Raw genomic sequence first — 14,189 nt, 5'->3', positions numbered from 1 at the left:
CGGCCCCTCTACGGTGACCGCATGACCCTGATGAAAGAGCTGCTTTCCACCGATTTCCGCGCCCTCGACCGGCGGGCCCTCGACCTCTGGGTCGGCACCGTCGCGCAGGTGAAACCGGACATGCTGGCCCTCCCCACACCCTGCCCGGACTGGACCCTGCACGGCCTGATCCGGCATCAGCTGAACCAGGACGCGGGCTTCGCCGCCGCCGCGCGGGGCGAGGGCGCGCGGCCGTCCGCCTGGCGCGGCGCCGACCTCGGGGACGACCCCCGCGCGTCCGCGGCGGCGTCCGCCGACCTGGTGACCGCCGCGTTCGCCGCGACCGGCCCGCGCGACCCGTTCCACCTGCCCGAGATCGGCGACGGCACCACCGTCCCCGCGGCGCTGGCGATCGGTTTCCACCTCGTGGACGCCGTCGTCCACGCGTGGGACGCGGCCGTCGCGATCGGCGTCCCGTGGGAACCGGACGACGACCTCGTCGAGGCGTCGCTGAAGATCGCCGCGATCGTCCCGGAGGACGGGCGGGTGCCGGGCGAGGCGTTCGCGCCGCGCGTCCCGGTCGCCGACGGCGCCGCACCGCGCGACCGGCTGCTCGCCCTCCTCGGCCGCTCCCCCGCATGGCGGTGAGGACGCACTGGCTCGCCGGTCCCGCGACGGCCCCGGGACCGGTCCTGGTCAGCGTCACCGACTTCACGTGCACCCGCGCGCGCGACCTGCCGGGCGTCGTCCGGGCCGGCATGGCCCTGCGCCGTTCGTGGCCGGAACTGCCGGGCGCCGTCGGGCTCTGGCTGTGGTCGCTCCCGCGGGAACGCCGGTGCGGCTCGGTGTCGGTCTGGAGGGACGGCGCCGCCCTGCACGGGTTCGTGCGGCTGCCGGAGCACGTCGCGATCATGCGGCGGTACCGCGGCCGCGGCGAGATCCGCACGGTGACCTGGGAGGCGGACGCCTTCGACCCGGCCGCGACGTGGGCGCGCGCCGCCCGGGTGATCGATCAGCCGGGGGTGCCGTCGCAGACCGACCCCCGGTAGAGGTCGATCTTCCACTGGATCTGCTTCTGCTGGTCGCGCAGCCGGGCGATCCGCTCCTCGACCCGCCGGTCGTGGGCCTCCAGGAGCTCGACGCGTTCCCGCACGGTCCCGGACCCGCCGCGGGCGAGTTCGGAGTAGCGGAGCATCTCGGCGATCGGCATGCCGGTCTCCCGCAGGCACCGCAGCATGCCGAGCCACTGCAGGTCGTCGTCGCTGAACACGCGGCGTCCCGAGGCGTTCCGCGCGATCCGCGAGAGCAGCCCGATCTTCTCGTAGTAGCGCAGGGTGTCGATGCTGAAGCCGCTCTTCTCGGCGGTCTCGGCCGGAGAGTAGGAACTCACGCCCCCAGCGTTCCACCTGGAGTCCGCTCCAGGTCAAGCGTTCGCGCGTCCCGGCGGCGGGTAGGGGCCCCGGAGCGCGCTTGACCTGGAGCGCGCTCCAGATCGCAGAGTGGTGACGACAGCCGCCATCGGCACTGACGAAGGACAGGCATGCGCATCGGACTTCAGGTTCCCAGCTTCACCTTCCCCGGCGGGCCCGAGCGGATCGGCCCGACGTTCGGGAACGTCGCCCGCGACGCCGACCAGGCCGGGCTCCACTCGCTGTGGGTGATGGACCACTTCTTCCAGATCAGCATGGTCGGACCGGCCGAGGATCCGATGCTCGAGGGCTACTCGGCGCTCGCGTACGCGGCGGCGCTCACGGAGAACATCACGCTCGGGACGCTGGTCACCGGCGTCACCTACCGGCACCCGGGGATCCTCGTGAAGACGGTCACCACCCTCGACGTCCTGTCGGGCGGACGGGCGTGGCTCGGCATCGGCGCCGCGTGGAACGACGAGGAGTCGCGGGGTCTCGGCGTCGCGTTCCCGCCGACGTCGGAGCGGTTCGAGCGGCTGGAGGAGACCCTCGAGATCGCGCACCGGATGTGGAAGGGCGACGAGTCGCCGTTCGAGGGCCGGCACTACCGGCTGGAGCGCCCGCTCAACTCGCCGCCCGCGCTGCGCCGCCCGCACCCGCCGATCCTGATCGGCGGCACCGGCGAGAAGAAGACGCTGCGGCTCGTCGCGAAGTACGCCGACGCCTGCAACGTCTTCGACGGCGACGAGCTGCCGCGCAAGCTAGACGTCCTGCGGGAGCACTGCGAGCGGGAGGGCCGCGACTACGCCGACATCGAGAAGACGTCGCTGACGTACTTCGAGGACGCGCCGTCGGTGGACGCGGCCGTCGACACGATCGGCCGGCTCGCCGAGGCGGGCGTCGACCACGTGATGTTCTCGCAGGGCACCGGCCAGGACCTGGTCGGCCTGCTCGCCGAGGCGCGGGCGCAGACGGAGAAGATCGTCCCCGCCGGCCGGTGAGGCGGGCCGGTGAAGCGCTTGGGGGACGTCCCCGCATGGGGGCGCGGGGACGTCCGCGGCGATCAGCCCTCGATCATCTGATCAGCCCTCGATCATCTCGTGGTAGTGCAGCGGGACGCCGAACAGGTTCAGCGCGTTGATGACCGCCACCAGCCCCACGAGGTCGCCGGCCTCCCGGTCGTCCGGGTAGTGCCGGCGCAGCGTCTCCCACATCTCGTCGGTCACCGGCTCCCGCCGCGTGACCGCCTCGGTGTAGGCGAGCGCCGCCCGCTCGGCGTCGGTGTAGAGCGGCGACTCCCGCCACACGGGCAGGTGGTGCAGGCGCTCCTCCCGCTCGCCGTTGCGGCGCGCGTCCCGGGAGTGAACGTCGACGCAGTAGGCGCACCCGTTGAGCTGGGACGCCCGCAGTTTGACCAGCTCCTGGACGGCGCGGTCGAGCGGCCCGCCGTGGATCACCACGGCCGTCTTGATGATCCCCTGGTAGACCTCGGGACTCGCGTCCTTCAGCAGCATGCGAGGCATGATCGTCTCCTTTCGTCATCAGGGAGACGGCGCACCCCCGCCGGTTGTGACAACCGGGATCGGCCGGTTCAGCCCGTCCCGTCCCGCAGTCCGGGAGCGCCGAGCTTGGCGGGGTTGAGGACGCGGCGGTAGGCGACGACGCGGCCGTCCGCGATCTCGAGCGTGTCGACGGCGGCGAGCCGGCCGTCCCGCAGGATCAGCAGGCCGGGCCCGCCGTTGACCTCGGCGGGGACCGCCCGGAACGTGTGCCGGACGGCCGTCCGGAGCAGCGCGGTGGCGATCCGGGCGGCGCCGAAAATGACCTTGCGGGCGGCGAAGACGCGGCCTCCGCCGTCGGTGGTGTAGGCGGCGTCCGGGTCGAGCAGCTCGAGCAGCGCGGCCTCGTCGCGGCGCTCGTAGGCGGCGCGGAACGCGGCCAGCACGCGGGCGCCCTCGGGCCCGCCGGACGGCGGCGGCGCCGCGGCGACCTTGCGGCGCGCCCGGGACACCAGCTGCCGGCACGCGGCGGGCGTCTTCCCGAGCACCTCCGCGATCCGGTCGTACGGGACGTCGAACGCCCGGTACAGGACGAACGCGACGCGCTCGGGCGGCGACAGCTCCTCCATCACCAGCAGCATCGCGGTGCCGAGCGTGTCGTCGACGAGCACCGGCTCGGCCGCGTCCGGGCCGGTGAGCAGCGGCTCGGGCAGCCACGGGCCCACGTAGTCGACGCGGCGGGCGCGCGCCGACCCGAGGACGTCGTAGGCGCGGCGCGCGGCGACCGTGATCAGCCAGGCGCGCAGGTCGCGGACGTCGTCCAGGGACGCCTTCGCCGCGCGCAGCCACGTGTCCTGGACGATGTCCTCGGCGTCGGCGGCCGAGCCGGTGATGCGGTACGCGGCGCCGAACACCGCCGGGCGGTGCAGCGCCCACTCGTCGTCCAGCCGCCCCATGTCAGCCGGTGGCGAGAGTGAAGACCCACCTCTTGTACGACCAGTAGCGCCACGCGGCGCCGAGGCCGACGCCCGCCAGCAGCGCCGCGTTGTAGGCGAGGCCGCTCTGCAGGCCGAGGGTGTAGTGGGTGAAGCCGGTGCACGCCACCTGGATGAGCATCCCGATGCCGTTCAGCGTGAAGAAGACGACGACCTCGCGGCCGGACCCGTCGCTGTCGCGGTGCCGGAACGTCCAGAAGCGGTTGGCGAGGTAGGACGTCAGGGTGGAGGCGATCCCGGGCACGACGACGCTCGTGATGGGGCTGCCGCCGAGCCAGGCGCGCATCAGGTTGGCGCCCAGGATCATGATCAGCGTGCCGACGCAGCCGACGAAGCCGAAGGTGAGCAGCTCGCGCAGGAATGCGCGGTGCGGCCGGACGGTCGCGACCGTTTCGGGCGGTCTGGACCGTTGTATGGTGCTCACTCGCCCAGACCTTACCCGAGGGGAACTCCTACCTTGGGAGGACCCTCGGGAAACGCGTGGTCAGCGGCCCGCCGTCGCGGTCGCCGGGGCGAGCAGGACGATCAGCCCGACCATCGCGACCGGGACCGCGAGCGCCCAGCCGAGCCCGACGCCCTGCGCGACGAACCCGATGACCGGCGGGCCGCCGAGCACCCCGAGGTAGCCGACGGCGGTGACGCGGGAGATGCCGGTCGCGGCGGGCACCCCCGGCAGGTTCCCGGCCGCGCTGAACGTCACCGGCGCCACCGCCGCGACGCCGAGGCCGAACAGCGTGAACCCGGCGACGGCGGCGGCCGGGTGGTGCACCGCCAGCCCGAGCCCGAGCCCCGCGGCGGCGACGAGCGACCCGGCGCGCAGCACCCGGACGGGCCCGAAGCGCGCGACGATCCGGTCGCCGGTGAAGCGGCCGATCGTCATCGCGATCGCGCAGCCCGCGTACCCGAGCCCGGCCGTGCCCGGACCGGTCCCGAGGTCCTCCCGCAGGTAGATCGCGCTCCAGTCGGCGACGGCCCCCTCGCCGACGAACGAGCACAGCCCGATGATCCCGAGCAGCGCCAGCGACCACCGCGCCGTCCGGACCGTCCCGCCGCGGTCGGGGCCGCCCGGGACGACGGCCTCCGGTTCGGGCGTCGCGTCCGCCGACCGGTCGAGGAGGTCGCGGCAGCCGGCCAGCAGCACGGCCGTCAGTACGGCCGCGACCGCCGCGAAGTGCAGCGGGACCGGCACCGCCGCGTGCGCGGCGGCCGAGCCGATCAGCGCGGCCAGCAGCGTCCCGATGCTGTACCAGGCGTGCAGCCCCGACATCAGCGGGCGCCCGTACGACCGCTCCACCGCGACGCCCTGCGCGTTCATCGCCACGTCCATCAGCCCCAGCGACGCGCCCATCAGCGCCAGTGCGCAGACCAGCGTGCCGAGGTTGCCCGCCAGGCCCAGCGGGATCAGCGACACCGCGCAGGAGACGCCCGTGGCGAGCGTCATCGCCCGGCTCCCCCACCGCCCGATCAGCGCGCCCGCCGACCGGACCGCCAGGACGAGCCCGATCGGGGCGCCGAGCAGCGCGAGGCCCATCGTGCCCTCGCTCAGCCCGAGATCGTCCTTGATCTGCGGGATGCGGGCCACCCACGCGGCGGTGAACAGCCCGTGCACGGCGAAGGCGATCGTGACCGCGAGCCGCGCGCGCGGCGACGGCGGCGCGATCTTGTCGGTAATCACCCGGCCGACTGTACGTCCCTTACCGCACGGCCGACAGAGCCGATTCCGGGACGTTTCCGTCAGTGCAGGTCGGCGAGCGGGACGCCCGGATCGGCGAGCCGCGCCGCGTCCACCGGCCGTCCCGACCGGATGAGGGCCTGGACGTCCGCCGTGACGTCCCACACGTTCACGTTCATGCCCGCGACGACCCGCCCGCCGGCCAGCCAGAACGCGACGAACTCGCCGGACGCCCGGTCGCCCCGGTACACCACCTCGTCGTACTCGCCCGGCGCCGCGACGCCCGACATCTCCATGCCGAGGTCGAACTGGTCGCTGAAGAAGTACGGGACGCGGTCGTAGACGACCTCGCGGCCCAGCATCGCGCGCGCCGCGGCGGGGCCGCCGTTCAGCGCGTTCGCCCAGTGCTCGACGCGGATCCGGCGCCCCAGCAGCGGGTTGTAGGCGTTCGCGACGTCGCCCGCCGCGAACACGTCCGGGTCGGACGTGCGCAGCGACTGGTCCACGAGGATCCCGTCCGACACCTCCAGCCCCGCGGCCTCCGCCAGCCGGGTGTTCGGCCGCACCCCGATGCCGACGATCACGACGTCCGCGGGCACCTCCGCGCCGCCGGACGTCACCGCCGCCGACACCTGCCCGGCGCCCCAGAACCCCGCGACGCCCTGCTCCAGCCGCAGGTCGACGCCGTTGTCGCGGTGCAGGTCGGCGAACATCCCGCCGATCTCGGGCCCGACGGCCTGATGCAGCGGGACCGGCTCCGGCTCGATGACCGTCACGTCGTTGCCGTGCGCGCGCGCCGCCGCGGCCGTCTCCAGCCCGATCCAGCCCGCCCCGGCCACCACCACCCGGCGGCCGCCGTGCACGAGCGCCTGCTTCAGCGCCGCCGCGTCCGCCATCGTCCGCAGGTAGTGGATGCCCTGGAGCCGCGCGCCCGGGACGTCCAGGCGCCGCGGGGTCGCGCCGGTCGCGAGCAGCGCCCGGTCGTAGCCGATCCGCTCGCCCGTCGCCAGCCGGACGACGTGCGCCGCGGCGTCGAGCGCGTCCACCGCCACCCCGAGCCGGACCTCGACGCCGTGCTCGCCGTACCACTCGGGATCGTGCACGTGGGCCTTCTCCCGCGGCTCCGCGCCCAGCAGGAAACCCTTCGACAGCGGGGGCCGCTCGTACGGGCGCTCGATCTCCTCGCCGATCAGCAGGATCCGGCCCGCGAAGCCCTCCTCCCGGAGCGTCTCGGCGGCCTTGGCTCCGGCCAGGCCGGCGCCGACGATGACGAACGTCCCCTCGGGCATGATGCCTCCCATGGTCACCTTGAGTCATCTTCACAGTGACATCCGTGATGAGACAAGGGCCCGGCGGAGGGCGCACCGGACGGGGCGTCCCTCCCGAGGTCAGCCGGTGAGCAGCCGGTGGCGGGCGATCGCGGAGATGTCGGTGAGCGAGGCGATCTGGTCGACGACCGCGCGCAGCCGGCCGGCGTCGTCGCCGGCCTCCTCGAACGCGGCGCGGAAGCCCGGCTCGAGGGTGCCCGGGGCGCCCGCGAGCATCAGCTCGGCCAGCTCGGTGATCAGCGTGCGCTGCCGGGCCCGGACCTCCTCGTGGCTGATCCACACGTAGTGCGCGGTGATGCCCTTGAGCAGCGCGTTCTCCAGCCGGGCCGCGCGCGGGACGATCAGGTCGGCGGCGTAGCGGGTCAGCGGGCGGTCGCCGTGGGCCGCGCGGGTCGCGTCCTCGGCGGCCAGGCAGAACCGGCCGATCAGCGTGCTCGTGAGGTTCTTCAGGGCGGCGAGGCTGCGCGGCGTCCCGTCGTAGCGGGACGGCCAGTACGGCTCGGCGAGCAGCGCCGCGAAGCGCTCCTCGAGTTCGGTCATGTCGGCGTCGGCGCAGTACAGCTTGCGGGCGGTCGCGGCGACGAGGCGGCGCTCGGCGGGGTCGGCGAGCCGCGCGAAGTCGATGTGCCCGGCGACCAGGGCGTCCTCCAGGTCGTGGACGGAGTAGGCGACGTCGTCGCTCCAGTCCATGACCTGGGCCTCGAAGCACGTGCGGCCGGGTTCGGCGCCCTCCCGCACCCAGCGCGCGACGTCCCGGTCGTCCTCGTACACGCCGAATTTCCCGTTTGCGGCGTCGGCAGGCGCCGTGCCGGCCGTCCAGGGGTACTTCATCGCGGCGTCCAGCGCGGCCCGCGTCAGGTTGAGGCCCACGCTGCGGCCGTGCAGGGGCGGGCCGTCGGGCGCGAACGACTTGGGCTCCAGCCTGGTCAGGATCCGCAGGCTCTGCGCGTTGCCCTCGAACCCGCCGCAGCCGCGCGCGACGACGTCCAGGGCGGCCTCCCCGTTGTGCCCGAACGGCGGGTGCCCGATGTCGTGCGACAGGCAGGCCGTCTCCACCAGGTCGGGGTCGCAGCCCAGCGCCTTGCCCAGTTCGCGGCCCACCTGGGCGCACTCCAGCGAGTGGGTGAGGCGGGTGCGCAGGCTCTGCACGGTGTCGTCGCCGGCGTCCGACCCCGGCGACGCGACCTGCGTCTTGGCGGCCAGGCGGCGCAGCGCGGCGCTGTGCAGGACGCGCGCCCGGTCGCGTTCGAAGGCGGTGCGGTCGCGCCGCTTGGACGGTTCGGGCGCCCAGCGGCGCCGGTCGTGCTCGGTGTAGTGCTCGATGTAAGCGGTCATCTCCCGTCCAGGGTAAGCGGCGGCCGTGACACCCCGGGGGCCCGCGGGCGACGGCTCCGCGTCACCGCGCGGACGACCCGGTGCCGCCGTCCCCCGCCGCGCCCTCGGCGGGCCCGCCGGTGGGGCGGTCGTCGGCGGGCGGCGAGGCGGGCTCGCCGTCGCCGCCGAGGAACGCGTACGACAGGTAGGCGCCCGTCTCCCGGACGATGTAGTACGCCTGCGTCTCGCGGGTCTGGACGCTCGGGCCGCTGCGCGTCGGGGACGCCGCGGCCTCGATGCCGTGGTCCGCGGCGAGCCGCTTCGACCGGAACGAGTGCCACGGGTCGGAGACGACAACGCCGGACGACCAGCCGCGCTCGTCGTACAGCCGCCCGACGGCCGCGAAGCTCTCGAGCGTGTCGCGTCCGGTGGGCACCGCGACGACGTCCCCGGCGGGCACCCCGCCCTTCTCGACCAGCCAGCGGCGGCCCGACCCCGCCTCGGTGTAGTTGTCGCCGGGGAGCTTGCCGCCGACGGTGACGATCGTGGGCGCGACGCCGTCCCGGTACAGGTTCAGCGCGTGCTGCAGGCGCCACTGCAGCGTCGGCGACGGTTTCCCGTTGTACTGCGCGGCGCCGAGGACGATGATCGCGTCCGAGCGCGGCCGCTCGTCCTGGCGCGCCTCGTACCAGATGCGCGCGGCGATGGTGATGGGGGTGAGCAGGGCGACGATCAGCAGGCCGAGGACGAGACCGACCGGGATCACCGCCCGGGACGATCCGCCTCGCCGACCGTGCCGTCCGCCCCGGCCCCCGGGTGCGTGTTCCGGCAACTCCAGTTCCAACGTCATCGTGTCGGCCACGCTAGTTAGATGGCCCGGCGGATGTGCGAAGTTCCCGGATCGAGCGTGTCGCCCGCACCACACGTCCGTCCCGATGCCGCTCCGCGCGGTGGCCGGCGCGCCCGGCCGCCGCGCGGAGCGCCGGTCAGCGGCCGCCGGCCGCGTCCGCCGCGGCGATCGCGGCGCGGCCCGCCTCGAGCCGCGCCACGGGTACCCGGAACGGCGAGCACGACACGTAGTCGAGGCCGACCTCGTGGCAGAAGTGGACCGAGTCGGGGTCGCCGCCGTGCTCCCCGCAGATCCCGAGCTTGAGGCCCGGACGGGCGCGGCGTCCCTCCTCGGCGGCGATCCGGACGAGCCGCCCGACGCCGTCGCGGTCGAGCGTCTCGAACGGGGACGCGCCGAAGATGCCGAGTTCGAGGTAGCGGGAGAAGAACGCGGCCTCGACGTCGTCGCGGGAGAAGCCCCACGTCGTCTGGGTGAGGTCGTTCGTGCCGAAGGAGAAGAACTCGGCGGCCTCGGCGATCTGCCCGGCGGTCAGCGCCGCCCGCGGCAGCTCGATCATGGTGCCGATCAGCGCGGAGACGTCCGTGCCGGTCTCCCGGGCCACGTCGGCGAGGACCTCGCGGGCCTCGTCGCGGACGGCCTCCAGCTCCTGCACCGCGCCGACGAGCGGGATCATGATCTCGGGGCGCGGGTCGCCGCCCGCGGCCCGCCGCGCCGCCGCGGCCTCGGCGATCGCGCGCACCTGCATGGAGAACAGGCCGGGAATCACCAAACCCAGCCGCACACCCCGCAATCCCAACATAGGGTTCTGCTCGTGCAGTCGGTTGACCGCCTCCAGGAGGCTGCGGTCCCGGGGGTCCGCGCCGTCGCCGGCGAGCGCGACCTTCACCGACAGTTCGGTGAGGTCGGGGAGGAATTCGTGCAGCGGCGGGTCGATCAGCCGGATCGTGACCGGCAGCCCGTCCATGGCCTCGAAGATGCCCTCGAAGTCGCTGCGCTGCAGCGGCTCCAGGGCGTCCAGGGCGGCCTGCCGCTCCGCGTCGTCCTCGGCCAGGATCAGCGTCTCGACGAGCCGCCGCCGGTCGCCGAGGAACATGTGCTCGGTGCGGCACAGGCCGATGCCCCGCGCGCCGAACCGGCGGGCGCGCGCCGCGTCCTCGGGGTTGTCGGCGTTCGCGCGGACGGCCAGCGCGGCGCGCTCGTCGGCGTGCCGCATCAGGCGGTCGACGGCCGTGACGAGGTCGTCGCCCGCGGCGGCCGCGAGCCCGCCCTCGAAGTACCGGACGACCGGGGAGTCCTCGACCGGGACCTCGCCGAGGTAGACGTCGCCGGACGACCCGTCGATCGAGATCACGTCGCCCTCCGCGACGGTCGTCCCGTCCGGGGCGGTGAAGCGGCCCCCCTTGACGTCGACGTCGAGCTCCTCAGCGCCGCACACGCACGTCTTGCCCATGCCGCGCGCGACGACCGCGGCGTGCGAGGTCTTGCCGCCGCGGGACGTCAGGACGCCCCGGGCGGCCATCATCCCGGCGAGGTCGTCGGGGTTGGTCTCGCGGCGGACGAGGATGACGTCCTCGCCGCGCTCGGCCAGCTCGACCGCCCGCTCCGAGGTGAACACGACCTTCCCGACGGCGGCGCCCGGCGAGGCGTTCATGCCGCGCGTCAGCTTGGTGATGCCGTCGGTGGTGGAGGTGAAGCGGGGGAACATCAGCTGCGCGAGCTGGTCGCCCTTGACGCGGCGGGCGGCCTCGTCGGCGTCGATGAGCCCCTGGTCGAGCAGCTGGCAGGCGATGCGGAACGCCGCGGCGGCGGTCCGCTTGCCGACCCGGGTCTGCAGCATCCACAGCTTCCCGCGCTCGATCGTGAACTCGATGTCGCACATGTCGAGGTAGTGGTTCTCCAGCTTCTCCATGATCTGGAGGAGCTGGTCGTAGGACGCCTTGTCGAGGCGCTCCAGCTCGGTCAGCGGGACCGTGTTGCGGATGCCCGCGACGACGTCCTCGCCCTGCGCGTTCTGCAGGTAGTCGCCGTAGATGCCCTGCTGCCCGGACGCGGGGTCGCGGGTGAACGCGACGCCCGTCCCGGAGTCCATGCCGAGGTTGCCGAACACCATCGAGCAGATGTTCACGGCGGTGCCGAGGTCGACCGGGATGCGCTCCTGGCGGCGGTACAGGATCGCGCGGGGGGCGTTCCAGGAGTCGAACACGGCGCGGACGGCGAGGTCCATCTGCTCGCGGGGGTCGGTCGGGAAGTCGCGTCCGGCCTGCTCGCGGACGATGGCCTTGAACTTCTCGACGAGGCCCTTGAAGTCGTCGGCGGTGAGGTCGACGTCGTCGTCCGTCCCGCGCGCCTTCTTCGCGGCCTCCACGGCGTCCTCGAACAGCTCGCCCTCGATGCCGAGGACCGTGCCGCCGAACATCTGGATGAGGCGCCGGTAGGAGTCCCACGCGAACCGCTCGTCGCCCGCCTGGGCCGCGAGGCCGTGCACGGACTCGTCGTTGAGGCCGACGTTCAGGACGGTCTCCATCATGCCCGGCATGCTGAACTTCGCGCCGGACCGGACGCTCACCAGCAGCGGGTCGTCGCTCTGCCCGAGGCGCTTGCCCATCGCGCGCTCGAGCTCGGCCAGGTGCCGGTCCACCTCGTCCTCGAGCCCGTCGGGGAGGCCCCCGTGCTCGAGGTAGTACCGGCACGCCTCCGTGGTGATCGTGAACCCGGGAGGAACGGGCAGTCCGAGGTTGGTCATCTCGGCCAGGTTGGCGCCCTTGCCGCCCAGCAGATCCTTGAGGTCCTTGTTGCCCTCAGTGAAGTCGTACACGAACTTCGCCACGGGGAGCTCCTTCTCGCTCCGGTTTCTGCCAGGGACAGTGCCGGTCCCGCTCCCCCGGAGGCGCGCGTCATCGCGTTCCCCCAGGCAGTGGCGGGTCCGCTGCCCTGTTTGCCGGGACTGTACCCGCGCTGTGAGGGTTTGTTCGGCGCCCCGTCACCGGAGTGGCGTTCTCGCAGGTCAGATCCTGGATAGTGGTCTATTCCACTAGGACACTCCGGACATGCGTCACAGATTCCCCGGGCGGTGCGCGCCCGGGGCGACATTCGCGCCCGTCGATGGCGTACCCACCGGACGCGAGAGGGAATGATGGAGATCAAGGAGGTGAGGCTGTGAGGCCGAAGGTCGCCGGCGGCCGGGCGGGAGATCCGTTCGCCCCCATCGCCGATTACGGGTTCCTGTCCGACTGCGAGACGACCGCGCTGGTCGCCCCCAGCGGGAACATCGAGTGGATGTGCCTGCCCAGGATGGACTCCCCGAGCGTGTTCGGGTCCATCCTCGACCGTGACGCCGGCTACTTCCGCGTCGGCCCGGCCGGGGTGGAGGTCCCGGCGGCGCAGCGCTACATCCCCGGCACCATGGTCATGGAGACGACCTGGTGGGTGCACGGGGGCTGGCTGGTGGTGACGGACGCCCTGCTCATGGGGCCCTGGCACCACGAGACGGAACGGTCCCACACGCACCGTCGCGCCCCCACGGACTACGACGCCGACCACGTCCTGCTCCGGATGGTGCGCTGCGTGAACGGCCAGGTGCAGGTCCGGCTCGACTGCATGCCGGTGTTCGACTACGGGCAGACGCCCGCCCGCTGGGAGCACACCGGCGCCGGCTACCACGAGGCCGTCGCGCGCGGGAACGGTGTCGGGCTGCGGCTCACCACCGACATGAACGTCGGTTTCGAGGGGTCCCTGGCGACCGCCCGCACCCTGCTCAAGCAGGGCGAGGCCCGGTTCGTCGCCCTGTCCTGGAGCGAGCACGCCGCCCCCGCCACCTACAAGGAGGCGCAGGAACGGCTCGTCTGGACGGTCCACCACTGGCAGCACTGGCTGGACCGGGGCCGGTTCCCCGACCACCCGTGGCGCGCCCACCTGCAGCGCAGCGCCCTCACCCTCAAGGGCCTGACGTTCGCGCCGTCCGGCGCGGTCGCGGCGGCGGCGACGACCTCGCTGCCCGAGACGCCCGGCGGCGACCGGAACTGGGACTACCGCTACACCTGGATCCGCGACTCCACGATGGCGCTGTGGGCGTTCTACACGCTCGGCTACGACTGGGAGGCCAACGACTTCTTCTACTTCATCACCGACGTCGCCGAGGCCGCCGAGGGCAAGCTGCAGATCATGTACGGGCTGGACGGCCGGGAGGAGCTGCCCGAGTCGACGCTCGACCATCTGTCGGGCTACGACAACGCCCGTCCCGTCCGGATCGGCAACGAGGCGTACATGCAGGCCCAGCACGACGTCTGGGGCGCGATCATCGGGTCGGTGTACCTGTTCGTGCGCAAGCGCGACCGGCTCGACGACCGGCTGTGGAAGATCATCGTCAAGCAGGTGGAGGACGCGCTCGCGAACTGGCGCTCCCCCGACTGCGGGATGTGGGAGGTGCGCGGCGAACCCCAGCACTTCACCTCGTCCAAGGTCTTCTGCTGGGTGGCGGCCGAGCGCGGCGCCCGGCTGGCCCGCATCCGCGGCGACGCCGAACGCGCCCGCCGCTGGCAGGCCGCGGCCGACGAGATCCACGCCGACGTCCTCGCCAACGCCCTCGACGACCGCGGGGTCTTCACCGCCCACTACGGCGCGACGGCCCTGGACGCGTCCGCCCTGCTGATCCCGCTGCTCGGCTTCCTGCCCGCCGACGACAAGCGGGTCCGCGAGACCGTCCTGGCGATCGCCGACGAGCTCTCGGAGGACGATCTCGTCCTGCGCTACCGCGCGTCCGAGACCGACGACGGGTTCGAGTCCGACGAGGGCACGTTCACGATCTGCTCGTTCTGGCTGGTGTCGACGCTCGTCCTGATCGGCGAGCTGGACCGCGCCCGGGCGCTGTGCGAGAAGCTGCTGTCGTACGCGAGCCCGCTGCACCTGTACGCCGAGGAGATCGACCCGCACACGGGCCGCCACCTCGGCAACTTCCCGCAGGCGTTCACGCACCTGGCACTGATCAACGCGGTCATGCAGGTGATCCGGGCGGAGAACGACGAGGAGCAGCCGCCGCTCGCCTGACCGTCCCCGCCGTGGGCGGGGCCCCCCCCCCCCCCCCCCCCCGGTGAGCAAAAACGCCCATAAATGAGATAGGGACAGCGGCGTGTTGGGGAAAAGTGTA

At 73.3% G+C, this 14,189-nt stretch carries 13 protein-coding genes; 4 read left to right on the top strand and 9 right to left on the bottom strand.

Translation table 11 applies throughout. The features are described from left to right. Positions 1–21: 21 nt before the first annotated feature. Positions 22–627, top strand: a complete 606-nt coding sequence (locus AB0L25_RS15920) for a TIGR03086 family metal-binding protein (RefSeq protein ID WP_500172567.1) — start codon at positions 22–24, stop codon at positions 625–627. After that, complete coding sequence (locus AB0L25_RS15915) at positions 618–1,028, top strand: hypothetical protein (protein WP_500172565.1); 411 nt, start codon at positions 618–620, stop codon at positions 1,026–1,028. Before AB0L25_RS15920 ends, AB0L25_RS15915 begins: the two co-directional genes overlap by 10 nt. Here the strand turns inward: AB0L25_RS15915 and AB0L25_RS15910 are convergent. Continuing rightward, positions 992–1,369: a MerR family transcriptional regulator gene (locus AB0L25_RS15910; RefSeq protein ID WP_500172563.1), complete on the bottom strand. Its 378-nt coding sequence runs from the start codon at positions 1,367–1,369 to the stop codon at positions 992–994. The two genes, AB0L25_RS15915 and AB0L25_RS15910, sit on opposite strands and share 37 nt — an antisense overlap. 150 nt (positions 1,370–1,519) lie before the next feature. On the opposite strand from AB0L25_RS15910, the gene AB0L25_RS15905 reads away from it, so the two are divergent. Next, positions 1,520–2,389 (top strand): LLM class F420-dependent oxidoreductase, encoded by an 870-nt coding sequence (locus tag AB0L25_RS15905; protein WP_500172561.1) that lies wholly within the window; start codon positions 1,520–1,522, stop codon positions 2,387–2,389. An 81-nt stretch (positions 2,390–2,470) separates the two neighbouring features. On the opposite strand, the gene AB0L25_RS15900 is transcribed toward AB0L25_RS15905, so the two are convergent. The 8 genes from AB0L25_RS15900 to ppdK form a co-directional block, all read right to left on the bottom strand. Beyond that, on the bottom strand, positions 2,471–2,911 hold the full coding sequence (locus AB0L25_RS15900; RefSeq protein WP_500172559.1) for a carboxymuconolactone decarboxylase family protein: 441 nt from the start codon (positions 2,909–2,911) through the stop codon (positions 2,471–2,473). Between the two features lie 68 nt (positions 2,912–2,979). After that, on the bottom strand, positions 2,980–3,843 hold the full coding sequence (gene sigJ, locus AB0L25_RS15895; RefSeq protein ID WP_500172556.1) for an RNA polymerase sigma factor SigJ: 864 nt from the start codon (positions 3,841–3,843) through the stop codon (positions 2,980–2,982). Position 3,844: 1 nt separating this feature from the next. Then, on the bottom strand, positions 3,845–4,306 hold the full coding sequence (locus AB0L25_RS15890; protein ID WP_500172554.1) for a GtrA family protein: 462 nt from the start codon (positions 4,304–4,306) through the stop codon (positions 3,845–3,847). A 60-nt stretch (positions 4,307–4,366) separates the two neighbouring features. Then, positions 4,367–5,557, bottom strand: coding sequence for an MFS transporter (locus tag AB0L25_RS15885; RefSeq protein WP_500172552.1), 1,191 nt, complete (start codon positions 5,555–5,557; stop codon positions 4,367–4,369). Between the two features lie 59 nt (positions 5,558–5,616). Further along, positions 5,617–6,855: an NAD(P)/FAD-dependent oxidoreductase gene (locus AB0L25_RS15880; protein WP_500172550.1), complete on the bottom strand. Its 1,239-nt coding sequence runs from the start codon at positions 6,853–6,855 to the stop codon at positions 5,617–5,619. Between the two features lie 87 nt (positions 6,856–6,942). Beyond that, positions 6,943–8,217, bottom strand: a complete 1,275-nt coding sequence (locus AB0L25_RS15875; protein WP_500172548.1) for a deoxyguanosinetriphosphate triphosphohydrolase — start codon at positions 8,215–8,217, stop codon at positions 6,943–6,945. A 61-nt stretch (positions 8,218–8,278) separates the two neighbouring features. Further along, entirely contained in the window at positions 8,279–8,962 is a 684-nt protein-coding gene (locus AB0L25_RS15870) for a YdcF family protein (protein WP_500172546.1), read from the bottom strand. Between the two features lie 220 nt (positions 8,963–9,182). Continuing rightward, positions 9,183–11,873: a pyruvate, phosphate dikinase gene (ppdK, locus tag AB0L25_RS15865; protein ID WP_500172544.1), complete on the bottom strand. Its 2,691-nt coding sequence runs from the start codon at positions 11,871–11,873 to the stop codon at positions 9,183–9,185. A 329-nt stretch (positions 11,874–12,202) separates the two neighbouring features. Here ppdK and AB0L25_RS15860 point away from each other — a divergent pair, with 329 nt between their 5' ends. Beyond that, positions 12,203–14,089, top strand: a complete 1,887-nt coding sequence (locus tag AB0L25_RS15860) for a glycoside hydrolase family 15 protein (protein WP_500172542.1) — start codon at positions 12,203–12,205, stop codon at positions 14,087–14,089. Positions 14,090–14,189 lie beyond the last annotated feature (100 nt).

Origin of the sequence: Spirillospora sp. NPDC052242, from assembly GCF_040679555.1 — a bacterium.
Classification (GTDB): Bacteria; Actinomycetota; Actinomycetes; order Streptosporangiales; family Streptosporangiaceae; genus Spirillospora.
Note: the sequence above shows the minus strand (reverse complement) of the source record. Positions and strands in the feature narration are given on the sequence as shown.